Raw genomic sequence first — 25,055 nt, 5'->3', positions numbered from 1 at the left:
TATGAGCTGGAAACCCCTGACGTCAATAGCACAATTGGAAGAACTTCGTGCAGCTAGTAGCGCATTCATAGTCTTCAAACATAGCACACGCTGCTCCGTCAGCAGCATGGCAAAACGGAATCTAGAATACGATTTCAAACAATTACCGGCAGATATGCCACTCTACTACCTGGATTTGATAGCGGATCGTGATATCTCTAACACGATTGCGGAGCAATGGTCGGTTAGACATGAATCTCCTCAGCTATTGGTGCTAAAAGGAGACTCTTGCCTTTACCATGCATCACATCAAGATATCGAACTTGCTGATGCTGTCGCTGCTGCTATTTCCGAATAACAGACACTGTACCTTGCCTTCCCTGGTTATCCAGGACTGAAAAACTAACCGTTTGGCCTGCTTTCACAGGAATCGGCTTGGTATATTTCAGGCTTGATAAGGTCGGTGCTGATCCATCCACAGTGTAGTAAATACTATAGTTCGGGTATTCTGTATTGGCGTATAGCTTCCCATTCATCTCTTTGACCCCCACTGCAGGCAATCGGTACGCCACCTGTGAAGAGATTTTAGGGAGCTCGCTGTGGCTTACTTTATTCAAAAACTCGCTATAATCCCTATTGAAGCTTTTGATGTCAAACTTTGCATCGTCTTCATACGCCTTGCGTGGCGCCCAAGCGCGCTCAGCAAGGGAGAATAACCTCGGGAATATCATATAGTCCAATCTTTCGGGAGAAGCCACGGTTTCGGCCCATAAGCCACCTTTGATCCCTATCAAGTTAGACCTGCCCTTTTCGTTAAGGCGCTTTTTGTCGTTAAAATGCCCCGGCTTAAACTTGGCGCCATTAACACTGTGGTCAATAGACGCAAAAAAGTTCTCCGGTAAAAAGGTGTATGATTGATAAAGATCCGCATAAGAAGCCCACTTCAAACCTGGCTCTTCGAAATACGTATCCCAAGCCATATCAAAATAATTGTTGTTGGCGCTGATATAGACGGTAGGGTATCCGGCATTCGCTAATTTGTAAGCCAAATCCTCCTGTCCTGCGCCAATGAGATTATTCCATACGTCAAGTTGGATATTGGCCGTTGCTAAGTCGTGGTTTACTTCCATCCCTTTGCCCTTATTCACCATCCCCATTTCTTCCCAGCCCACCAGCTGAAGACCCTTATCTTGGCAAAGCTTGTTTATGTTTTTGATATAATATGGCCACACTTCGTATACCGATTTCATACCTGTGCTATCCATCAGCTGTTTGATCTTAGGCGATTTTTCCCAAGCACCATTCGGTACTTCATCCCCACCTAAGGAAACTTTCTTCAACTCTACTCCAGCCTCGCTATACATGGACTTAAATTCATCCAACACGACTCCGATAAACGAATAAACCGAAGGCAAAGCCACGTTCATCACATTGTCATTCCAATATTGTGCAGAACTATAGACTGATTTATCATCGAAATCATGCAACAGGTAACGCTCTGCTTCCACACGGTTTCCGGTTTTCAAATACTTGTTGTACCGGACTTCCATCGCTTTTATAGAGGCGCGCGCATGCCCCGGTGTTTCAATCTCTGGCACCACCGTGATGTGCCGCTGCTTCGCATAACGCAAGATTTCAACAAAATCTGCTCGGCTCAAAAAATCAGCATTTGTGGACCGCGCGCCAGAACCGTATGCAGGCTGAATACCTTTCTGCTCCACAAACCCCGGCGATCGGTTAGCGCCAATCTCCGTTAACTCGGGCAAGGCCGCAATCGCAATGCGCCACCCTTCATCGTCGATAAAGTGTAAATGAAAAGTATTGAGCTTGTAGTAAGAAAGTAGATCGATATATTTCAATAGCGTTGCTTTATCTTTAAAATTCCGGGCGATATCCATCATAAAGCCGCGGTAAGCGAATCGAGGTTCATCTTGCACATCAACCAATGGTAGCACGAGCTTTCCGCTATTCCAAGCGTCTGCATCTACTAATGATCGTAGTGATTGTATAGCGTAGAATACGCCGGCTTCCGCACTCGCCTCGATTTGAATGCCATCCTTAGCAACCTTTAAGGCGTATGCCTCGGGGCCATAGCCCGCTTTCTTGCGAATGGTGATCAGGGCATCCTGTTCTGGCTTTTCCAAAAAATTCAGCTGCTGGAACATAGCCGAGAAAAGCTTTAAATTGGGCATTTCCGACTGGAAGGACGGGGCCACCCAATAGGAGACGTCCTTATCCAAGGCTAGCGTGCCGCGCTGTGTCTTGATTGACTTCGGGCTTGGCAAGATCAGTTTCGATGCATCAGAGACCTGCCGGGCTTTATTTTTATCGTATAGGCTGGCCCAATAGCCGGCCTGGTCGGCGTCACTGGTTTTCATCGGGCGTATCGCTAAGGATACGGGGTTGATGATTGCTGGATTTTTTCTATCCTGAAAGTAAAATCCATTCGGTACGTTGGAGATGTTTACTATAGGGTATTTTGTGGTATACTGTAGCACGAGCGAGTCTTGCGGAGCAAGGCGAAGATTGTCTGCAAAGCGAATCTTAAACAGGTTTCCATTTTTACCTGAAATCTCGTAATTCGACTTTTTGGCTTCTTCAATCGGATAGATAGCATTAAACCACAGGTCGGCGTTTGCCAAGGCATAGTCGTTCGAGCTGTTGTTCTTTAAAACCAGCGCCAATTCCAGATTGTCTGTTCCGTTGTATGCCTCTGCGGTGCGCCACTGCAGCGAAATGGGCGAGCTGCTAAGCTGTGCGGAAGCGGGCAGCCAAAAACTCGCCAAGCACATTGCTCCTACTATAGTAAATATTCGGTGTTTTAGTTTCATTGTTAATGTTTGTGTCAGGGTTGTGATAGACCCTAAAAATACCTTATTTTTTTAAATTATACTTTTTTAAAAATTTATTTTGGATAATTGATAATCCTTCCTATATTTGCACACCGAAACACAAAAAGGCCCGTTCGTCTAGGGGTTAGGACGCAAGATTTTCATTCTTGAAACAGGGGTTCGATTCCCCTACGGGCTACAGAAATCAAAGTCAAAACATACAAAAGCCTGCAAACACAACGTTTGCAGGCTTTTTGTTTTTTACGGCATATCGGTTTTTTCAAAAATTCCCATAAAACAAGCGCGTCAATTGGCGCGTCACCCTATGGAAAACAATGACGCGCTGAAAGGGGCTTAAACAATTGACAGTAAACATGTTGTGAATTTAAACATCTTGACTGGTTTTGGCTGCAGGGCTAATTTGATCCCTGAATTCTTAGTGGTGATGCAGAGCTCGGCACGGATGCAGCTTAATTTGCCTCAACTTTTTAATGATTATCATGAGTATAAATTACACCATTAAATACTCCATATTTTTCACAACAAAAAATTAACACAATTTATTATACACTATATATTGTTATGAATATATTTGCTTAATAAATTATTATAATTATGAGCCTAAAAAAAATCGGGATACTATTATCTGTTATCTTTTCCTGCCTAATAGGCTGTCGAAAAGATTCATTTAATAATGCTGAACCAATGCGCGAAACACCAATCGAGCAAATAAAAAGGTTGTATCAGAATTTGGCAATAGATTCGAAATTCAATCCTAACACAGATGCAATAATTTATTGGAGTCCGATATGGGATGAAGGAATCGTACAGAAGACAAACGATTCTGTAGAGTATCTGTTCGTTCCAGTACGGGCGTATTTAAAAGAGAATAAGGAAAGGATTGCAATTGAAAGAGGAGGGAAAACATATCTGCTTGTAAAAAATGGAAAAGAATTTTACAAAGCATTCTACTACACAGACAATAACGGTGAAATTATTGAAATTGGAGGATTCACGGGTAAAATGCTACTGAAAAATCTAAAGAGCGGGGAAACGAACCTCATTAAGTACAACAACGGATCGCCCTATTTCAAGGATCCAGCGACAATTCTTAAAACGTCATCGACACAAAAAAAAATGGGTTGGGAGCAACATTGTAACTCCCGTGAGATCAATTGTACTTGGGTAATTGCTAGTTATGGTTGTGGCCCGGATCTTCAGATCTATCATAGTAGAGATTGCCATTGGCCCACATTCTGCGGAAGTTACGGTTGGGAGTTAACTGATTCCAGTGAAGAATTGGTTTGTGAGAATATCTGGGTTCCAGATGCGCCGGAAACCCCAGGCGGATCAGGAAACGAACCGGAAAGCAATAAACAGATCATTGATTCCCTGCAAGGTTATGACTGCGCGCAACAAGTGCTTGCAAAGTTGCCCAACTTGCAAAGCAAGATAGCTATATGGATGAAAAGCAAATTTGATAATTTTGATAACAATATTATTTTTAGGGCTGTTACGACCATGCAAAGCGATCTCGACGGCACCTATAACCCCAACAATGATATAGGAAAGCTGCATACGATAACGTTAAACGGCAATATGCTTTTATCGGCTTCGCAAGAATATATTGTGGCGACTATGTACCATGAAGTTTTGCATGCCTTTCTTTTTTACGAGGAAAAAAGGCTTGGAGAACAATTTACTACGATTTATTCAGGTGTAGGGGGGATGAACATAAGTGGACAAATGAAATTCGCATTAGAGCACAGTGAGTATTTGCCATTGCTAGACGATCTTGCAAAAGCAATACAACAGTTTAATCCAAATATGACTTACGGTGACGCTTTAGCTCTTGCAAAGGGCGGAGTAGTTACAAATCTAAATACGATAGAAGATGCAATCAATAAATCTTATAAAAGTGGAACTTCAGGAACTACTTGTACGCCTTAGCAAACGCACTTTCCTTCTCTTATTGCTTATCAGCCTAGGCAGTAAGCTTTTTGGTCAAGTAAGGCACTTTTTTGTCGATTCTGTATCCGAACGTTACAGCATTAACCATTATACATTATCCACAAAAGAACTCTATGGGGTTGACTTCGATGTAGAGCTTTTTAATGTGATCTATGGAGAAGAGTTAACTGGCATGCAACAAAAAGATAACTTGATATTATTTTCCGTTCTTCCCGATTTCAAGACGAGGACAAATTGGACTAAGATAGATCCCGATAGCTTAAAAAAAGAAGCGATTGTTGATTTTTACCATTTTAGAAGAATGTACGATGATATTACACTGCGGAATTTTACGGCTCTGCAGGGCGACCGAACGAAATTCTTCAACAAATACAAGCTTATTGTTAAAAAAGGTGAGCATTTCTATGTAAGTAACAATTGCCTTCTTCAATTTTATTCCATACATGATAGGCATGATGTATTTAACAATATTTTTGGCACGATTAATACGCAGCAAACCCCACATCGAATCGTTGATTTTGAAAAAATTTTCCGGCAAACTTACAAAGGTTTGGAGTTTCCTCTTTATACCCTTAGAGAGCCGCTTAAATTTAGTTGGTTCTCCAGGTTACGCGACCGAAGAGAATACCTTTCCGATATATTGACCAACGGCGAAGGAACTCGCCTATACAAATTTTGGACATACACTGATTGGCATGAACACCGGGTATATTACGAGATCGAACGTGGCATCGACCGATTTATTTATTTGCCCGAGAAGGGTATCGTGGGAGGCTCGTTTGACTTCTATTTCTATTTCCACCGAAAAGAGCTAGGATTGACGGTAAAAGATTTTATCGATAATATTAGGGCCGAAAAAGTTATGCTGGATGAATCCATAGGAACCATAAAAGGAACGCTGTAACACAGTTCGATTAACACTCCGAGATTTACTACTGAGATGACTATACAATTAAAAATCTTGTCCCCTGAAGCTAATGTAAGTACGCAGCTAAGCGGGAGAACCACGCCTAAAGCTACTGTCAATGGTTGTCCATAAGATATAAGCAATGAATAAAATTCAATCCATCATTAACGATTATTTTGATTTTGATTTCTTTTGGAGACAAGACTCTCAAAGGAAACAATTAATCGAGAATCTTGCGAAGGATTTTCAAAAAAAGCATCCAAATGCAATAGTAAATATCATTCATCAAGTTAAAGCGGCCTATCCAGCTTTAACAATTAAAAGATATACATATTTTATTGAAGACGATCGGTGCTTGACTTTCGAAATTCAATTTCCCAACCAAGATAATGTTGTGGGGGCTATCAGTATCTTCGGCTATTTTCTAGCATGGAACTCTATGCCGGGGAAAAGCGGATTCGACAAATACATATACGAGAATGATAACGCAATTCTAAACCAGCTTTTTCAGACAATAGTTAATCCCGAGTTCGGCAACATGCTTGAATGGGTATCGAAAGATATGATTTCCGAAGAGATTGAGATCTTTAATCACGATAAAATTCTTGGAGTGGGAGATAACTCTCCTATTTACGTCGCAAACCTTTTGACAAGATTTCATTAGCACTTGAAGATGATAAGATTAGCAAAGAACGACTGCTCTCGCCTGCAAAAAGATTTTTGCTTTCGTTACTACGTCTTACAAAAGATGCATTAAAGGCTTACACAAAAGATATACAAACTTATTACGATAATATGAAACTAAAACACCGCTAATTCTATTATACCTTTACACTAAAATTCCTTCCTTAAGCAAGACCAGAAACGTTATAGCCTGCATAAAACCCAATACAGCGAATGACACCACGACTAACAACATTATTGATTTTTCTAATCGGACTTGTACTTTTCTCCTACTCCTTGACTTTGCCGTATTACAAAGACCAAAGATCGGCAGACGATTTAATTAGTAAATCTTACGACATAGAGAAGTCCGACTATTACAAAAAAGAAGCGGAACTCAGAACAAGCAAAGTGACATTTATGGACTTAGGTTCAGGACTAGCGATTGCTTCTATGACAATTTTGTTGTTTTTAATATTTACAAAAGTCAAGACATTTAATGACTTTAAAAACAACAGGACACCTACCAAAACCGCAGTTTTCATTTATGCAAACATTGTTTGGCTTCTGCTTTTACCAGGCACATGTTGGTATTACATATTTCGTGGCGAACGTGGCTACTATCCTCCATTTGCGGACAGCATAGGAATTCCGCTAATGACACAAATATCATTTTATTTACTGCTACTTATTCCGCTAAACATATTTATTCTCTTGACAACCCTAAAAACAAAGTTGCCGACCAAACTTTTTATTAAACCAGTGCAATACAGCAGGACAACAATTTTATGGGAAATATTCTTTGCGTTTTGGCTTTTAATAAACCTATTATGCTTGATCGGTTTTGTGATAGACGGAGACCATTTTTCAATTCCTGTAAATTTGTTTTTCACATTTATCCTGTTGACATTGCGAGCAGGACAAATGAGTAGAAATGAACAAGCAGAAAAGAATGACAACATATAGGTATCTCGGTCTTTCAAAAATTTTCATAAATTTCTACCCCCGAATCTGTTGCGACAAAGTAAATACCAAATTTTTTCAATCTCATAATCACAAGTCAAGTTTTCGCAGCGGAAACAAATAGAAACAGGTGGAACATACAAATGTATAAATCTTTTTATTTTGATATATTTGCAAACAAATCGTTGTAGAAACATTACTTTCTAGCCTGATACGATGTAAGCTGGTTATTCATACTCGTCTGCAATAATTTCTAGAGCCGCCAGTGCGCTACGCCAAGGTCGCCGCCTAGCAGTAGCGGTTTGTTACTTTACCAGATCGTTGGCCTAACAATTGAAAGCTAAGGCTATACAAACTACATGTGTCTATAAGCAATGAAAAAAATGAGATCTACCTTCCTCCTCCTATTGGCTTTTGTAATATCCACATCTGCCATCTTTGCGCAGTCGCTTAAATTATCGGGTGAGGTAATAGATTTGGTAAGCAAAGCACCATTAGAATACGTTTCTGTTTCGCTCGGTAACAGTTCAACCGGTACCACCAGTAATAAAGAAGGAAAGTTCGTGCTAATTGTTGATGCGCCCCACCGTGATGATAGCATTCGCTTTAGTCATATAGGTTTTGAAACAAAAACCATTGCTTTATCGAAATCCATACATTCCCAAGGTCATGCTGTTTTCACGCTGAGTCCGGTCTCAACAGTACTTGAGGAGGTCACGGTACTCCCTCGTTCTGCGGCAGAGATATTACATGCGGCTATTGAAACTACGGATGCGCTTATTGCACAGAATAGTATCCTAGATGTGTATTACAGGGAGTTTGCTTATTTAGATGAGGAGCTCTTTAAGTATGCTGATGCTGCAATTTTTTATAAGATCAATGCTGCCAATAAAAAACCCAAAGTAGAAACGTTTGTAGCCGAATCAAGGCTTATCAAGGATTCTGTTTCGAGTGACGAAAAATGGAAATCTGATGTTGAAAGTCTGGTTGACACCGACAAATCTGTAAAGGAATTCTACACGATGGATTACCTCCTGAAGTTTGTCGGCAAAAATCAGGATATGTATTTCGACTTTTCACTGCAAGACTTGGGCCAGGTGACTAAAATCGAAGTTAACCCGAAGAGTATCATCCGGAAGTATCTCCCATCTGCGATTGTATACATTGATCAGCTGACCAACCAAATTCAACGCGTAGACTACGGGTATGACTCGCACCTGCAGTATATGCCATCTATCAATCTTTTCGTTTTGAAATACGCTGTTAAAAAAGACTGGTCTACGAACATTTACAATACCGGGGATCGGGTCTTTTTAAGGTTTAGCAAAGTTATGCAGGATATTGATTTCAAACTTGGAAAGAAAAGCGGTGTATTGCGTTCCAACGTTGAAGTGCTTGTCACAGATGGATCTGTAGAAGCGGATAAACTGAAAGATATGTCTCGATTTAAAAACTCCTCGATAACGAAGAATGGCAACAGCTATACATCGCGGTTTTGGGAAGATCGCATGGCCATTATTCCTACGGCGGAGGAATTGGAAACGATAAAGTTAGCGTTGTAGCAGGGAGGTTGAACGTCATAAATACTTCTTTTGCAAGATAATTAATCTGCGAAAAAAGTCTTCCATTACTATTATTCGCGCAATCTGAACAAGGGAATTCGCGCGAGGATTTGTTGTGCATTGGCGCAATTTGCCAAAATTGGAAAGTCTAGAAATGCTTTAAAGTTGGCTAGAGCACGCCAAACAGTTCACAGACATCTCTAACTCTTAAATAAATTCTCACATGCTGTGTAGAAAACCTGTCTACTATAATAGAAAGAATGAATTCTCCATCGGTAGCCTGTGCAGAAAAATCCTAAAAATAGCCCTAAAGAACAAACGTTGAATGGAACTGCTTTTGGGGTAATAAGAAAAAACACAGCGTAAATAGCAAATGTACTTAGGAATGAGGAAGATAGGTTTCTACTTAAGATTTTAGAAAAATAATAATCTGAAATCTTTTCATTGCCGCGTTTTGACGAATAATCCTTTAAGACATTCGCGTATTTAAAAAGTTCATTTGCAGAATTTTTGTCGAAAGGTCGGTGAGAACTTCTTTTTAATTTCTCGCATAAGTATTCGATAATTTGTTCTCTGTCACTTAAAGGTATTCTTTTCAACTTTTCATTTAGTAAAGAAAGTGATGGCTTGTCAAAATATTTGTAAAACAACTGTTCAAGTAAACTCCCCAAAAAATCAACAAAGTATCCCAGTAAATATACGACGGAAAGAAAAACTAATATCCAGACTGCCATTGTGTCTTTAATGAGGCTTGACAGGACTGTAAATTGCTTCACATCTAAAATTAAAACTCCGGAAAGAAATGTGGTAATTATCCCGGGTATCAAAATTTTCATCAAGTCTTGAACTCTAAAATTCATCGTCTTTAATGTTAAGGGTTATTGATTTTATATTATATCGCTTGGAAAAAATTGGCTGTTATTTATCCGAGCTCTTACATTCGCTCTGTTAAAGTCTGGTGGCGTTGGTTTGAAGCTATACTTCCCCGTTTCTATAAAATCTTTCTGTAGATGATATTCAACAAGTTGAAACTTACGTATTTTTTCAATCTCCAAATTTCCTACTAAAATAACAGAGTTGATACCACCTTTAACTTGTATTAGATCTTTTTCATATGACTTTGCGGGTTGTATCAGTCTAGAATCTCCAAAGTGCGAGGAATTTACTTGTATAAAGTACGTATGGACATCTCTAACCCATGCGCCTGCAATGTCTGAAAAATATGAAGTATCTTGATTATATTCAGAAGCTATTATGAAATCGACTTTGGATTTAAATAACGAACGATGATATATGTCAGCTAACTCGAAACAATTATAAACTGAAAAATATGACTTCCTCCAGTGAAATAGATCATATGACATTTGATAACTTTTAGACAATTCTTCTGGGAGTAGTAAACGATAACCTTTAAGCAGGTGCTTCTCTGCATGAGAATAATGGTTTTTTAAACGTATTTTAATCAGCGAAGTTTTGTATTCGTGTACTTTGAAGGGGAGGATTGTGACCATTAGATTTAATGCGACCCCTTTATTATTTACCCAATGCTCCAATCCCGCGACTATTCCCATATATCGTTTATGACTTCTTTCTGCTAGCAACCTTAGCCAGGAGTAGGGAGTCGAAACTTCTGGAAAAACAGTCATATCCGCATCTAGACGATCTGCTTCGTTTAAAAGCTTAAATACAGTTTTTCTCCTCGCTCTTTTTAAATTCGGAAATCCTTCTATGCTTTTATTTATATTATCGGTATCTACTTTTATATTAGCAATAGCTATACGCTTATCGATTCTGTCATTAGAAAAATCTTCGTCATGTTCTCCTTCTATAGTAACTTTGAAAGATCTTAATCCACTTTTTAACTCCTCATTCATTTTGATTGAAAAATACTTCTGTTTCAGATAGAACCTTTTTTCGTCACTTTGGTATCGCGTTTTCCAAGAATAATTAATTTTATAATAGTCGATAAATGCTAAATCAGGAATAGAATTAATTTTATCTATATCAAGGATATCAAATTTCGAAACACTATTTTGAGAGGGTGTATCAGTTTTCAGGTTATACGGTTTAGGTGCTAATTTCTCATTTAGGCTGTCTTCATCGAGATTACTAACAGTATTGATTATTTTTAAAATATTCACTTCATGAAAGGGAATATAATTAGGGGCTAGAAGTGCCAATCTCGTATTGATTTCTTCGCCATTGTAAAAATTATTCTCGTAATCAAAATCTGCATATGTGGCATTTTCGTGATTACTGTGCTTAGACTTCCTTGTAAACTTATTATAGTCATTTTCCAACAGACTATCATCATTAAACAAGTAGCTGGTGTAGTTAATCCCTGGTAAAGAAATCAAAGAGCTACGAAACAAATTACTTTTCCTAATTACTGCAACAGTCTTTTTAATATCTATTAGCCAGCTTTTTTCTGATTCATTTAAAAAGCCAAACTTTAATGCAGGATTCAAAACAAGAGATATAGATATGGACACATCTAGGAATTTAGACAGATCGGTAGTTAATTTCTCTTCCACAATGGAAGCGGCATTCTCTCCAATTTTTATTTTCTTTATAGCAAACTCTATATTCCTTTTGAAATTTATTAGGTGATCAGTTCTACCTTGTAAAACGAAATAGGTTGCAACCTTCTCCCATAGGGAATAAAAATTTAAAGCAGTTGCTTCAGTAAAAAAAGTCAAAATTTGTTTATCCGTAGTTTTGTCCTCTTCTATATCTCCATAGCTTAACGCAAAAATCTTCTTTGCGAGAAATTTAGAAGCACCATATTTGTTTTCTGAATAATCTTGTATACTTCTAAACTTATTTTCGGAGTCATTATATCGTAAACTAAATGCCTGCTCGTCAAACTCATCATTAATTTCGTCTTCATCTGGAAGAAAACGGAATTCACTCCTTTGCTGTTCTAATCGCTTTTTAAAGATATTTAGTACTGCTCTTGATTCTTTCCAATTGAAATAGTGTAGGACAATTTTCTCATTTTGAATAGTTAACAAATTTCCACCAATATTATCTTCCCGCGACTGAGAATGTTGTTTTTCAAAACCCTCTTTAACTCTAATTCTAAAGTCTATAGAATGGGCCAATCTAGAAATTAGCTCTTCTCGATCGAGTCCTATATCTGCATAACTTTTAAAATCGAAGTTCGAGATGTTAATATCATTTTTAGCATGAATGAATTCACAATTCTTATCCTCCGGATTTTTGAAAAAAACAGAATTGGCCAAGTCATTTTTGGGACAAATATCCATGATACCCTTTTTAACAAAATTGTCATAGATGAATGAAACAGTTGGTGAGACAACATTTGGTTTAACATGATTATCAAGATCTGAAAACACAAACATAAGATCATCGACATATCTTCCATAAAAGGCTGGATTAATTTTTTGAATGATATGAGAATCCAAATCTGCTAGATAGTAGTTAGCTAATAATCCTGAAGATACTAGTCCTATGGGTAATGAACAATTTGCTGGATCAACCTTTCTATCACTATCTTTTCTGTATTTTTTTAGATTTTCATAGTATACTATATGAATCTCATGAAGCGCAGCAGTTAGTTTTCTACTTAAGTCTAATGCTTCACTAAGTAAATATTCACCTTTATATCTGTAATAACCTTTGATACATGAGTCTAATGTATCAACCATTGATTCGAGATTTAGTCGTATAGAATGATAGTATTCCTTGATATCGAGACTTAAAATTGTAACATTTCTTTTCTCGTTTAAAAGGTCTTCCGCCTTTTTTATCGCATCATCTCGCCACTGTTGATATTGAACGAAATAGGGTTTGTAGAGTTTGAGATTTTCTTGAGGTTTGTCATCTTCATCGATATCCAAATTGAGTTTATTGGCATAATTAAAATCTCTTAAATTATTGTCCAAGTATCTTCCTGCAAACATTACCCAAAGAACCGATAAGATATGAATCTCAACGGGTGCATCTAAATAAAAATTCATTTTTTCAATCTCAATTTCGAAAGCTTCTTTTGAGCTATTAGTTACAATGTCTGTTTTGTTTTCTTTTATCTTCTTAGGGAGAATGTTAAGATCTATATTTTTATATAAATAATCACTTTTGGAAAGAATTTTTTCCAAACAATCGGACACCTTAAACTTTAACTTTCGTTTAACGGAGCTTATATCGTCGGCTTCTAAAAATAGCTCATTTTCGAAATCAGCTATTTTTTTCCTTACAAATAGAGTCGTACTATCGTAAAAAAAATAGTGCTTTAATTTTTTATAAGCATTAAAAACTTGGTCTTCTGAAAGGTCGAATTGCATTTTTAGTGATCTAAGGTTGCTTACTGCTATTGGCTTTTTTTATGTTAGGCGTGTGTAAAATTAAATAAGAAGTTTTGGAAAAACAATAATACTCCAAAATATATATTTATACTATTAAATTACTTGAAGACAAAAAAAACGATATCAAATCACCGCAGCAACTACAGCCTAATAAGATTTAAAAAACTTGTGAAATATCAGTAGCTAAAAGCCCTCTACTGGGAACAGCACGAGCGCATCACCCCACCACTTCTGCCGGATAACAAACCCCATCCGATCTAGTCCGGCGTTTGTGCAGATCCAGCATAATCAACGTCAGTACATCCAACGTCTTCAGCAGGAGGTTTCGCGTTTCCAAATCATCTTCCTCCATTCCCACATTTTCCTGCGCTTCGCAACAGGTGATAATCCGTTCTTCCACACGGTAGATCTGCTTGCGGATATCCATACCGTGATATAATTTAGACAAGGTCTTTTGCAGGTTTTTTCGCTCCTTGAAAGATAAACTTTTAGCGCGCCAATATGCCGTTTGCTTTTGCGCAACAGGACAGTGCAGATAATCAAAACGATCGGCATCGAGCCAGGTTTTCGGAAAAAAATCCGTTTGCAGCAATAGCCATCCCGTTTCCAGGATCCAGCGTAACACAGCACGTAAAATATGGGGCGGAGTGGCGAAGGGCAGTTCCTGGCGCGGAGATAGTGCATAGAGCGATATGATGCTTGCCTGTATATCCGCATAACTTCGCTTATAAAACACATCACTGATCATTTCTAAAGGACTAGCGCTCTGATAGCCGTTCTCATACTCCGACGCCAGATAGTCTTCAACCAAATGCCGATTTGGAGGAGGATAGGAAAGATCTGCCCAATACAACGCCAACCGACAGGCTTCATGCAATTTTGATAGTTGTGCATAAGTTTCCAACGGCGCATAGTCTCCAGCATCTTCAAATAAGCTGCCCTGCGATTCGATACAGCACTTCCAACCTTTCAAGAGCCTGAGCCAAGCACTGAGGTCTATCACGCTAAAAAGATCTGCAAATGCTAGGGCAAAGTTTTGTCCTTCTCGCCTATTAAGCAGCGTAAAATGATCCTTAAAATGCGCCAGATGATGGTTAAGCCGTGCATCATCTGCTGACCGATATTTTTTAAGACAGCGGTACGGATTTTTCACCCAGTCGATATCGATCCATTCATCGGTATAGTGCAAACGATTTTTATGGTGCAAAAAATAATGGCAGCCGTTGATCATGAGCACGATGTTAGCTAACGTTTTCTTCAATTGCTTTTTTTCAGCTGCACTGCTTTCTTGCCTTGAAGTCAATGCAACGAGCAGCTTCCACATTTTCTTGTTAAACGATGCGAATGTATCGTGCTGTAATGCTTCGGCAATTCCGCCGTCTAGCAAATACAAAGGCGTATCCCACTTACTTCCTGGATTGGTTAAATATGCATTATCCATAATTTTGCTTGTTATAAATGATGTACCGATACGCAAATAAACACAGCATCATCCGCGTGCCGAACCATTACGCTTTGTATACCACCAGCAGGCTTGGTAACATACAAGCCATCTTGGTTTTGTACCATCCCAAGATATTTCGTATCTTAAACGCTGAATATTTTTAACTTTGGAGGTATGAGCACAACCCACACGACAAACCATATAGGAAGAAAGATCAGCCGGATCCGCGAACTGCGCGGTATGAAGCAAGAAGCATTAGCCATTGAATTGGGCGTGAGTCAGCAAACTGTATCCAATATCGAGAAAAGTGCTGCTATCGAAGCCAGTCTTTTAGCGCAGGTTGCTAATATTTTGGGTGTTACGCCAGAAGCTATTGAAAATTTTAGTGAGGAAGCCGTGTTCAATATTATTAATAACACTTATCACAATACGAGCAGCGACAATTCGACCTTGATCGCAAGCGCAGTGAATTACCAACCAAACTTCAATCCTCTCGATAAACTTATCGAGTCACATGAAGAAAACAAAAAGCTCTACGAACGCCTCTTAGAAGCCGAAAAATCTAAAGTAGACTATTTGGAGCGCTTGCTGAAAGGAAAATAAGCTGTAATGTAGCCTTTGTTCGAGTCAATACTATCCTGCTCCCACGAGCAAATTAAAAGCCTGATGTGACCATCGGGCTTTCTATTTCTGAAGACACAAGCTTCTTGGCCTTTCAGAAATAGCTATATGTACAACGGAAATCAAACGACCTAATTGAAATGGCAAAAATCAATGTACATCATACCGAAATCACGGTTATATCGATAGCAGATAGCGATTATATCTCCCTCACCGATATGGCAAATGCAAAAGAAGGCGATAGTCGTGCCGCCGACGTTATCAAAAACCTGCTCAGGACAAGTTATGCTCTTGAATTTTTGAGTATTTGGGAACAAATTAATAATGTCCATTTTTAAAGTGGTCGAATCCGACCACTTTAAAATGCAGTCTGGTTTACCAAATTTCGTGTTGAGTGTTTCAGAATGGATCGAAAAAACCGATGCAATTGGTATTATCGTAAAAAAAGGAAATACGGCGGAACCTAAGCCCATAAAGATATTGCCTTCAAATTCGGCTCTGCCATTGGCGTACCATTTAAATTGTACTTGATAACTGAATTTCAACGGCTGAAGGAGGAAGAACACAAGCAATTAGGCTGGTATCAGTTATATTATCGTGACAAGATTAACGAAACAATGGCGCAGGAAAGTGAATGGAAAGAGGAATTAGGAAAGAAAATAAAGATTCCTACATTTTGTTAATGCTGGCCGATAGAAAAGAAGAGCGCAAGCAGGTTATTGCTAAACTGCTCGCCCCATCGGTTTTGGCGACGGGGAGGGAAACCCGGTGCTTGCCGGTTGATCTCTACTTAAAACAAGCCATTGGTACAGTTTAACTAGATCGACTATACGAGCAACAGAAAATTCCCTTACAGGCCACCCAGCGAAATCATTTAATCAGTTCCATAGTAGCTCTTACCTGCACCATATCTGGCTGCTTACCTTCGCACTTTTGCACGCCATCTGGATATACATCCGTCATAAACTCGTTATAATCCTTGCAATGCCGAAAGATGTTGAATTCCTCGTTCTTGAAATCCCACACTAGGCCCTTACCCTTAATGGCACTTGCAGCTATAGCACCTCCGGCCGCTCCACCTAAACCGTATCCTAACCCTTGCTTCCATGAATTTGCTAGATCCAGTTCTGTATAGAGGTAATTTGAGCCGCCAATAAGCACCCTGCAAAAGGAATTTAAGGCATGGGTCGTTTCTGTTTTGTCTTTTTTAGTGCAGTTCTTCAAAATGGAGAGCGCCTGAAAATAAAGATTACCTTGGTGCGAGATAGCAAATACATTTTTCACTTTCTTATCACTCTCTTTGTAATAAAACATGCAATGGTCTGGAATGGAATCATGAATAGTCTTCGGCTTCAACGCTATGCTCTTCACGACTACCTCTTTATTATCGCTTGGTGTCTTTTTTATAAAGTCCTCTTTCGTCAAATAGATTCCTTCTGGATAATTGATTTCAGGACGCATAGCAACCTGCCCGACACTGCACAAGCCTATACACAACAGAATGCCGATAATTAATGTTTTGATCATAACGTTTAAATGCAATTTAGGCGACAAAAATATATAATAATTTCTATTTATTTAATATTACACATTTCTACAAAAACAAATGTGAAATTTTGTTTGATTTTATTTCAAAAACATAGATACAGAGGAGTATTCAATACAAGTACGTAGGCAGAAAGTATATCAAGTCGCAACAGACCTTGGCAATTCAAATTATAATGTTCTAAAACGGGAATTATCAAGCGGTAATCTGCTCCTTGTGCCCTTGATTTTTTAAACACGGGTCAGATTTTGAATATCAACCAACACCGCATTATATAAATCTGCTAACGATAGGGCTTCATAAGCATTGAAATTCTTCTTTATTAACCAAGCTCCTTCCTTGATAATCTTCGGGTCTGCTACTTTCGTACAGTGATATTCCGTATTAAGAATATCTTTATAAAACCGGTCAGCATTCCCTTTATTGCCGGCATTTGCATCCCGAATGCCTAAATATTTTTCGTTTGTTTTGACAACAATTTTGATCAATAGATTATCTCCATTTATTTTAACCGTTTTGCGGAATTCAGCTTTTCGATCATTCGTAATGAATTGTTCAAAAGATATATTTTGCGAGGAAGCTAACTGCAGGAAGGCTGCTACTGAAAACTGTTCCGCAAACTTTCGATCGAAAGCAAAAGACGTTAAAGTTCTGCTTTCTATCAATTCGATTAGGTTTGTGTTCAACGCTTTGATCTCCTCTTTTGAAATAGCCAAGGTAGACGGGTGGGGAATGGCGTAAACGTTTATCCCCTCAAATTCAGCGGACACTAATAATCGCTTTTTGATGCCTTCTAGTATTGTTTTTTTATTGCTAAATGGGAGTTTGTCAATACCATTAGACGTTCCTAACACAAGTATTGTTTTGGGTTGTATAAGGCGGATCAGTTCCAGCGTTAATTCTTTGCATTGCTTTATCGCTTGGGTTTGATCGGGATCGGTTAAAGCTTCGTCGAAGGATTGCGTACTGATATAATAGTAATTTGTATAGGCATAATTATCCTTTTGCAAGACCTTATGTATATAGGGGATTTGCTTCAAGCCTCTGAATAGAGACCAGCTTTCTAACGCACTAGAAAAATCAGGATTACCTTTTAATAGTCTTTCGACTGTCATACGGCCGTTACGGAATTCCCATGAAAGATTGGTCTTTTGCGATGCATAGGTGTATCCGCCCCCTGGATTAAGCCCTATGAATAATACATCAACATATTTTTTAATAGGAGACTGTAGTGGGTAAAAATCCCTATTGAGCTTTTCTGCATGGGGCGTTATTGTATCAATCACTTTTGCCGCCCAATTCTCTATTTTTTTCATTTAGTCAATATATAAACATTTCGCTATAGCAGAGCATAGAATTATAAAGCTTCGTATTGAATGTCTATCGAGCTTGGACTTACTTGGATTGTAAATAATAATACCAATCGTTTCTAATCAACCTTCACAATAACTTAATATCACAGGATAATTCAAAAGAATAAGCTCACCAATTAGTAATACATCCTTAATATTCTATTCATTTTCCGGATGTAGTTTTGGCCATTCGATAACCGTATCGATAATACTCTAAACCCCAATTTCTAATGAAACAATCAGAAAACTTTTTTCTGAAGGTTGCGCTCATTGCCTTAGCTGCAAACCTTACAGATCAAGGCATGATTACGCCCAGTAGAGCAGCAGACAGGCGTATCGTTGAACACAGCTCCCCTATCCGGCAAAACGCATCGCTACGCGGCAAAGTGGTCGATCAAAACGGCATGCCATTGGCTGGCGCGACTGTCCTCGTCAAAGAACTTAATCTCACGACGCAGAGTGATGCCGACGGATCTTTCCGCATCAACCTAAGCGAAGGAACCTATAGCATCGTCGTCAGTTTTGTATCCTACACCACGGCCACGTATGATAAGACGGTCGTCAAAAGTGGCGAAAACACGCTCAACGTTCAGCTTACCGGAGAATCAGGAACGCTGAACGAAGTTATTGTAGTAGGATACGGAACACAAAAAAGGGAAAATGCCACAGGCGCCGTAGATCAAATTACATCCAAAGTATTGGAAAACCGGCCAATCACAAACCTGACACAGGGCTTACAAGGCTTGCTCCCCAACTTAAACCTGCGGATGGCCGATGGCAAGCCTACCCAATCACCGGCTTATAATATCAGGGGAACCACGTCCATCGGGCAAGGCGGAAGCGCGCTTGTTTTGATTGATGGCTTCGAGGGCGACCCTAGTTTGCTCAACCCGAATGATGTCGAAAGCGTCTCCATCTTGAAAGATGCCGCATCTGCCGCTATCTATGGTGCGCGCGGTGTTTTTGGCGTGGTGCTAATCACCACCAAGCAAGCTAAAAAAGGACAGGTGCAATTGAATTATGCAGGCAACTATGCGCTAAAAAGTCCTTTACAGGTTCCTGATTTTGTAACAGATGGGTATACCTGGTCAAAAATGTTCGCAGAGGCTTTTATAAATGGTGATGGATCTTTCCCACAAAATGCCAATAAAACGCAGAAATTTTCACAAGCCTACCTCGATGAATTTAAACGTCGTGTGGAATCCGGGCAACCTTATAATGAAGTAGAGATCGACCCAGTAACGGGCGAATACACGTATTACGGAAGTGTAGACTATTACAAAGAACTCTATAAGCCCCACACACCCGCTATGGAAAACAACTTGTCCATTACCGGTGGCAACGATAAGGTTTCTTACCTAGTGTCTGGCCGGTTATTGAAGCAAGATGGTCTGTTTCGTCATAATAGCGACGACTACGATATGAAAAATATCCGGGCACGTGGATCGATACAAGTATTTCCATGGCTGAAGATCGAGAACAATTCCGATTACTCGGTGATGAATTACCATAACCCCATCAACGTGGGTGAAGGCGGTGGAATCTGGCGTAACATTGCTGATGAAGGCCACCCGACCATGCCTATGTTTAACCCGGATGGCAGCCTTACCTTTTCAGCGGCCTATACCGTGGGCGATTTTATTTATGGAAAGAATGGGAGAGACACGCGCAGGCAGGTATTCCGTAATATCACCGGCCTTCGGAGTAATTTCTTCGACAACAAATTACGAGTAAATGCCGACTTCTCTTTTAGAAATACAAATAACGATATCCACCAAAAACGCGTGCAGGTGCCCTACAGCAATTCCGCTGGCGTTACGTCCTATATCGGTACAACAACCAATGATTTGATGGTTGATCTTCGCGAAACGCAATACCTAGCGACGAATATATACGCAGAGTTTGAAGACCGTTTTGCTGAAGACCATTACTTGAAAGCTATGGTAGGCTACAACTATGAGCAATCCACCTATAACCGAAACTTTGTTCAGCGAAACGGCATTATTTTCGAGGATGCCACGGACTTAAACCTTGCGCTTGGTCAATCAATTGGCACGGGCGGCGGCTATGAGAAATGGGCCATATTAGGCGGATTTTCCCGTTTAAATTATTCCTTCAAAGATCGCTATTTGCTTGAAGTCAATGCGCGGGTTGATGGCTCTTCAAAGTTCCCGAGCGATCAGCGTTACGGTTTCTTCCCATCGGTTTCTGGGGGTTGGAGAATCAATAAAGAAGACTTTTGGAACGTTTCCGAAAATCTAGTTTCCGATTTCAAGGTGCGTGCCTCGTATGGTTCACTAGGGAATGGTAATATTGCATCCTACGCATTCCAAGAGATCTTTAATATTGCGCAGTCTAATGTTATCTTAAATGGCGTACGCCCGCAAACTACGGGAATGCCTGCAGTACTGCCGGCCGGATTGACCTGGGAAACGTCTACAACGACCAATATAGGTCTTGACCTCACGATGCTCTCTAACAGATTGAGCTTTACCGCCGATGCATACGTACGCAAGACAACGGATATGTTTACCAATGCACTAACGCCACCAGCCCTATTTGGTACGGCCGTGCCGAAAGGAAACTATGCTGATCTAACAACACGTGGCTGGGAAGCTAGTTTGTCTTGGAATGACCAGCTTGGCGACGCCAACAAACCATTCCGGTACAATGTACGCGTAACCATGTCTGACAACAAGTCGACGATCGACCGCTACAACAATCCCAACAAACTTTTGTCGGATTACTATGAAGGACAAGTGTTGGGTGAGATCTGGGGATATGAAACGGAAGGATTTTTTATCGACCAGGCCGATATCGATGCACATGCCAAACAAAGTCCACAAATGCGCGCCTCGCCGACAAATATCTGGGCACCGGGTGATATTAAATTGCGTGATCTTAACGGTGATGGATTTATCAACGTAGGCGAAAACCGTGTAGGCAATTCAGGCGATAGACACATTATTGGAAACTCCGCGCCACGGTATATGTATGGATTAAATCTCGGTGCTGAATACCACAACTTCTCCTTTGCAGCATTCTTCCAAGGCGTGGGCAAGCAGCAATGGTATCCATCGACAGAGACGGAAATGTTTTGGGGACAATATAACAGGCCTTATAACAACATCCCGACTTTCCACCTCGGAAATATGTGGACGCCAGAAAATACCGATGCGTACTTTCCACGCACCATGTCTAGAGCCGCGTCTAACAACACGAATAGGACACTGGGCGTGGCGCAAACACGCTATCTGCAAAATGTCGCCTACCTGCGTTTGAAAAATATCCAAATTGGCTACACCCTACCGACTAGTGTGAGTAGAAAAGTTGGTGCACGCAGTTTGAAGGTATTTTTCTCTGGCGAAAACCTATTCACCTATTCCCCGATGTATAAAATCGTAAAGACTATCGACGTGGAGAATGCTGTAGCTTCTGATCAGGATTTAAATCCGAACAGCACCAATGGCGATGGATACAACTATCCATTGATGAAGAGCTACGCATTTGGGTTGAACTTCGGATTTTAATGGATTAAAGTCAAATATTATACACATGAAAACAATGAAAAACTATATATGGATTTTGCTAGCCTGTTTAAGTGCTTCGGCCTGTAAACAGCTGGATCAGGAACCGCAGTCAACAGCCACAAAATCCGCCGTTTTCGGCACGGAGAACGGCCTGAAACTATATACAAACGGCTTTTACAATATGGATTTCCTTCCGCGGAACTCCACTAGCCGTGATGCCATGTCTGATTACCTGGCGGTTAGGGAAGTGCAAAACTTTCTTCGCCCCGGCGCTTTTGCTGCAAATAACAGTTCCGGATGGACCTGGACAGATCTGCGAAACATCAACTATTTTATTGCAAACTGCAATGATCCGGCTGTGCCCGAGCAGGTGCGCAACAATTACTTAGGCATCGCCCGTTATTACCGCGCTTACTTCTATATGGAGAAAGTAAAACGCTTCGGGAATGTACCTTGGATCGGCGAGCCACTTGATTTGGATGATCCGCGGCTTGAAGGCGCTAGAGACCCCAGAACATTGGTGATGGATTCTGTGCTTGCCGATCTGAATTTCGCATGCGAGCACATCATAGCAACAAACGATGCGAGCAGAACCACAGTTACGAAGTGGGTTGCGCACGCTTACAAAGCGCGGGTTTGCCTTTTTGAGGGCACTTTCAGGAAATATCATAGCTCATTAGGCTTAACGGCTTCTGCAAACAGTTGGCTGAGCGAAGCGGAAAGCGCCGCTGCTGCAGTTATGGCGAATGGTGGCTATACGATCAATACAGCCGGTGGTTCTAATTTAGCTTACCGCCAAGTGTTCACCAGCACTGCTCCTGTTGCGACAGAAGTGTTGCAAGCAGCAGTGGCCGATGTAAATCTAGGTATCTTAAACGAAGCAAACTGGTGGTGGACGAGTGGGACATATGGCGCTAAGGCCAGCTTTACCCGTACGTTTATACATACATACTTGAAACTTGATGGCACACCGTTTACAGACCAACAAAACTACCAGACGATGCTATTTAAGGATGAAGTAAAAGATCGTGATTTACGCTTGAAACAAACTATCCGCTCCGGCGATTACAAGCGCATTAACAACGGGCAGCAAGTGCCTGCTCCACCAGTATTTTCTTACACCTTCACCGGCTATCAACCTATCAAATGGACGTTGGATGATATGTACTATGATGCAGGCGCGCTAAACAATAACGCTATTCCTTTATTCCGCTATGCTGAGGTACTTCTTAATTACGCAGAGGCCAAAGCAGAGCTTGGTACATTGAGCGATGCTGATTGGGCAAACACAGTTGGTGTTCTGCGTGCAAGAGCAGGTATTACCGGCGGTTTATCAAGCAAGCCTACCAAGGCAGATCCATATTTGATAGCCAATTATTTCCCGGAGATCAGTGATCCTACACTTCTTGAAATCCGACGAGAGCGCGGCATTGAGCTCAGCCTGGAAGGCTTGCGCTTCGCAGACATCTTACGTTGGAAACGTGGCGAACTGATGGAACAACAATGGAATGGATTCTACGTACCGGCATTAAACACGCCGTTGGATCTCAATGAGGATGGTATACTCGATGTCGCCTTTTACCAAGGTACGCGTCCGAATCCCGTCCCCGGCGTGACGTATGTGAATGTCTCCGCGACAATTGGTAATGCCATCAATTCGCAGCAACTAAAAAACGGTAGCAGCGGTGAACTGATCTGGATGAACGAGATTCCGAGAGACTGGAAAGAACATATGTACTACTACCCTATTCCGCTCAATGATTTGCAACGGAATCCGAATCTAGGTCAAAATCCCGGCTGGGAATAAATGTCACTATTGTCTAAAAACATAGAATAGAAATGAACTTGAAAAAACTAGGCGCCGTAGCCCTACTATTCATCATCAGCTTTGGACTTCAAGCGCAGCAGATCACATTAGGAAGTTACAATATTCGGTACGATAATCCCGCCGATACCGGAAACTTGTGGGTTGATCGTGCACCTGTAGTCGCCAACCTGATTCGGTTTCACGACTTCGATATCCTCGGGACACAAGAAGGTTTTAAAAATCAACTGGATGATATTGCTCGCAAACTGCCCGAATACAGCCGCTATGGCAAGGGCCGCGATGACGGTAAGGAAGCCGGTGAACATTCCGCGATATTTTATAAAAAAGATCGGTTTACCTTGCTGAAGAGCGGTGACTTTTGGTTGGCTGAAAACCCATCAAAGCCGGGCTTGGGCTGGGATGCAACCTGCTGCAACCGTATCTGCTCTTGGGTACAGCTTAACGATGTGCGCAACGGTAAATCTTTGTATGTGTTTAATGTACATTTTGATCATCAAGGCGTTGTTGCCCGGGAAGAAAGTGCCAAACTGATACTTGCACAGATCAAAAAGATCGCAGGAGACGCACCGGTATTACTCACCGGTGATTTCAATGGCGACCGCGAATCGTCTTGGTACAAAAGGATTGCAGACTCAGGCAGCATAGTTGATGTGCACGCCAAGGTAAGCCATCCTTATCAAAATAATTCTTCGGCAAATGCTTTCCGCAAGCCTAAAAACAATAGGGTCATCGACCACGTATTTATGAGCAAGCATTTCGACGCGATCAAGTGGGGCATACTGACCGACACCTATTTTGGTAAGTTTCCATCGGATCACTTTCCGATCTTGACGGTTCTGGAACTGAAATAAGTTCCGATGAGCATTATCAAACCCCACAAGTCGGCAACAAGCCATCTTGTGGGGTTTGCCTTTTAAAACGTCATCAGCCGGCTCAGTTCTTTAAATACCATACGCAGCCGAAATATAAAGTCCTAAACTGATAGGAATCGTAGCTGACCGCGCTGTAGTCACGACTATAAATAGGCCTTCTTGCATTACTCGTATTGAATACGTTATTCAACGAAACGAATGTTGCAACCGAAAGCTTTTTCCCACGAAAGAATTTCGAGAAAGATACATCAAACCTGTTATAAGCAGGCAACTGTTGATTAAAATAATCAGAACTAAAAATTGGGTAATAAAGATCTAAATCGCTATTATACTCTGCCCTATCCACCGTATTAATGAAGGTTCCAGGCCGAGCGAAATACACGAGCGAAAGGGAAAACAGGGAGGGATTGTTATATTGTACGAATGTCTTGACGAAATACTTTAAATGACTAGTACCATTATATTGACCATCCCCTATAAAGGCTTTTTGATCGATAAATGAGTTGGAGAAAGAGTATTTGATGTAATTGTAAAAGACCTTTTCAAAATAGAACTCTGCACCAAATGTCTGGACTCTATTCGATAATAACTCGAACGATTGATCCTGTTGACGATCTCCAGTTTCATTTTTATAGTATAATGCACCTTTGATCAAAAG

19 protein-coding genes and 1 tRNA gene are annotated in these 25,055 nt (G+C 40.5%); 13 read left to right on the top strand and 7 right to left on the bottom strand.

The genetic code is table 11. The annotated features are described in order from the left end of the window. The first annotated feature begins 1 nt into the window (after position 1). Positions 2-337: a bacillithiol system redox-active protein YtxJ gene (ytxJ, locus tag DI53_RS10165; RefSeq protein WP_037498541.1), complete on the top strand. Its 336-nt coding sequence runs from the start codon at positions 2-4 to the stop codon at positions 335-337. On the opposite strand, the gene DI53_RS10160 is transcribed toward ytxJ, so the two are convergent. Continuing rightward, the gene (locus DI53_RS10160; protein WP_081939428.1) at positions 324-2,810 is read right to left on the bottom strand and encodes a beta-N-acetylhexosaminidase; all 2,487 of its coding nucleotides are present in this window, start codon (positions 2,808-2,810) and stop codon (positions 324-326) included. The genes ytxJ and DI53_RS10160 overlap by 14 nt on opposite strands. A 127-nt stretch (positions 2,811-2,937) precedes the next feature. Between DI53_RS10160 and DI53_RS10155 the strand changes: the two genes are divergently transcribed. The 6 genes from DI53_RS10155 to DI53_RS10130 all read left to right on the top strand — a co-directional run bounded on the left by DI53_RS10155 (position 2,938) and on the right by DI53_RS10130 (position 8,876). After that, a tRNA-Glu gene (locus tag DI53_RS10155) sits at positions 2,938-3,009 on the top strand. A gap of 416 nt (positions 3,010-3,425) precedes the next feature. After that, positions 3,426-4,760: a hypothetical protein gene (locus tag DI53_RS10150; protein ID WP_037498538.1), complete on the top strand. Its 1,335-nt coding sequence runs from the start codon at positions 3,426-3,428 to the stop codon at positions 4,758-4,760. Further along, on the top strand, positions 4,705-5,685 hold the full coding sequence (locus tag DI53_RS10145; protein WP_037498535.1) for a hypothetical protein: 981 nt from the start codon (positions 4,705-4,707) through the stop codon (positions 5,683-5,685). The genes DI53_RS10150 and DI53_RS10145 overlap by 56 nt, the downstream gene beginning before the upstream one ends. Before the next feature lie 145 nt (positions 5,686-5,830). Next, positions 5,831-6,352, top strand: a complete 522-nt coding sequence (locus tag DI53_RS10140; RefSeq protein ID WP_037498532.1) for a hypothetical protein — start codon at positions 5,831-5,833, stop codon at positions 6,350-6,352. Between the two features lie 419 nt (positions 6,353-6,771). After that, positions 6,772-7,317 carry a hypothetical protein gene (locus DI53_RS10135; RefSeq protein ID WP_131555234.1) on the top strand — a complete coding sequence of 182 codons (546 nt, stop codon included), beginning with the start codon at positions 6,772-6,774 and terminating at the stop codon, positions 7,315-7,317. 371 nt (positions 7,318-7,688) lie between these two features. Beyond that, positions 7,689-8,876: a carboxypeptidase-like regulatory domain-containing protein gene (locus DI53_RS10130; protein WP_037498526.1), complete on the top strand. Its 1,188-nt coding sequence runs from the start codon at positions 7,689-7,691 to the stop codon at positions 8,874-8,876. 200 nt (positions 8,877-9,076) lie between these two features. Here DI53_RS10130 and DI53_RS10125 read toward each other — a convergent pair whose 3' ends face one another. From DI53_RS10125 to DI53_RS10115, 3 genes are all read right to left on the bottom strand, one after another. Beyond that, positions 9,077-9,736 carry a hypothetical protein gene (locus tag DI53_RS10125; protein WP_037498524.1) on the bottom strand — a complete coding sequence of 220 codons (660 nt, stop codon included), beginning with the start codon at positions 9,734-9,736 and terminating at the stop codon, positions 9,077-9,079. A gap of 27 nt (positions 9,737-9,763) precedes the next feature. Further along, on the bottom strand, positions 9,764-13,183 hold the full coding sequence (locus DI53_RS10120) for an RNA-directed DNA polymerase (protein WP_037498521.1): 3,420 nt from the start codon (positions 13,181-13,183) through the stop codon (positions 9,764-9,766). Positions 13,184-13,421: 238 nt separating this feature from the next. Further along, positions 13,422-14,645, bottom strand: coding sequence for a hypothetical protein (locus tag DI53_RS10115; protein ID WP_037498518.1), 1,224 nt, complete (start codon positions 14,643-14,645; stop codon positions 13,422-13,424). Positions 14,646-14,822: 177 nt separating this feature from the next. Here DI53_RS10115 and DI53_RS10110 point away from each other — a divergent pair, with 177 nt between their 5' ends. The 3 genes from DI53_RS10110 (at position 14,823) to DI53_RS20165 (ending at position 16,086) form a co-directional block, all read left to right on the top strand. Beyond that, on the top strand, positions 14,823-15,251 hold the full coding sequence (locus DI53_RS10110; RefSeq protein WP_037498515.1) for a helix-turn-helix domain-containing protein: 429 nt from the start codon (positions 14,823-14,825) through the stop codon (positions 15,249-15,251). Between the two features lie 158 nt (positions 15,252-15,409). Next, positions 15,410-15,607 (top strand): KilA-N domain-containing protein, encoded by a 198-nt coding sequence (locus DI53_RS20550; protein ID WP_206538019.1) that lies wholly within the window; start codon positions 15,410-15,412, stop codon positions 15,605-15,607. A gap of 296 nt (positions 15,608-15,903) precedes the next feature. Then, on the top strand, positions 15,904-16,086 hold the full coding sequence (locus DI53_RS20165) for a hypothetical protein (RefSeq protein ID WP_131555232.1): 183 nt from the start codon (positions 15,904-15,906) through the stop codon (positions 16,084-16,086). 53 nt (positions 16,087-16,139) lie between these two features. Here DI53_RS20165 and DI53_RS10100 read toward each other — a convergent pair whose 3' ends face one another. After that, positions 16,140-16,796 (bottom strand): hypothetical protein, encoded by a 657-nt coding sequence (locus tag DI53_RS10100; protein ID WP_037498512.1) that lies wholly within the window; start codon positions 16,794-16,796, stop codon positions 16,140-16,142. A gap of 249 nt (positions 16,797-17,045) precedes the next feature. Then, positions 17,046-18,131: a uracil-DNA glycosylase family protein gene (locus tag DI53_RS10095; RefSeq protein ID WP_037498509.1), complete on the bottom strand. Its 1,086-nt coding sequence runs from the start codon at positions 18,129-18,131 to the stop codon at positions 17,046-17,048. A 266-nt stretch (positions 18,132-18,397) separates the two neighbouring features. On the opposite strand from DI53_RS10095, the gene DI53_RS10090 reads away from it, so the two are divergent. From DI53_RS10090 to DI53_RS10080, 3 genes are read left to right on the top strand one after another with little or no spacing between them, the layout of a single operon-like run. Beyond that, positions 18,398-21,697 (top strand): SusC/RagA family TonB-linked outer membrane protein, encoded by a 3,300-nt coding sequence (locus DI53_RS10090; protein WP_037498506.1) that lies wholly within the window; start codon positions 18,398-18,400, stop codon positions 21,695-21,697. Positions 21,698-21,722: 25 nt separating this feature from the next. Next, entirely contained in the window at positions 21,723-23,504 is a 1,782-nt protein-coding gene (locus tag DI53_RS10085) for a RagB/SusD family nutrient uptake outer membrane protein (RefSeq protein WP_241462405.1), read from the top strand. 32 nt (positions 23,505-23,536) lie between these two features. Next, on the top strand, positions 23,537-24,376 hold the full coding sequence (locus DI53_RS10080) for an endonuclease/exonuclease/phosphatase family protein (RefSeq protein WP_117624876.1): 840 nt from the start codon (positions 23,537-23,539) through the stop codon (positions 24,374-24,376). 82 nt (positions 24,377-24,458) lie between these two features. On the opposite strand, the gene DI53_RS10075 is transcribed toward DI53_RS10080, so the two are convergent. Continuing rightward, positions 24,459-25,052 carry a hypothetical protein gene (locus tag DI53_RS10075; protein WP_037498503.1) on the bottom strand — a complete coding sequence of 198 codons (594 nt, stop codon included), beginning with the start codon at positions 25,050-25,052 and terminating at the stop codon, positions 24,459-24,461. Positions 25,053-25,055 lie beyond the last annotated feature (3 nt).

It is taken from the genome of Sphingobacterium deserti (genome assembly GCF_000757725.1).
In the GTDB taxonomy this organism is placed as follows: Bacteria; Bacteroidota; Bacteroidia; order Sphingobacteriales; family Sphingobacteriaceae; genus Sphingobacterium; species Sphingobacterium deserti.
Note: the sequence above shows the minus strand (reverse complement) of the source record. Positions and strands in the feature narration are given on the sequence as shown.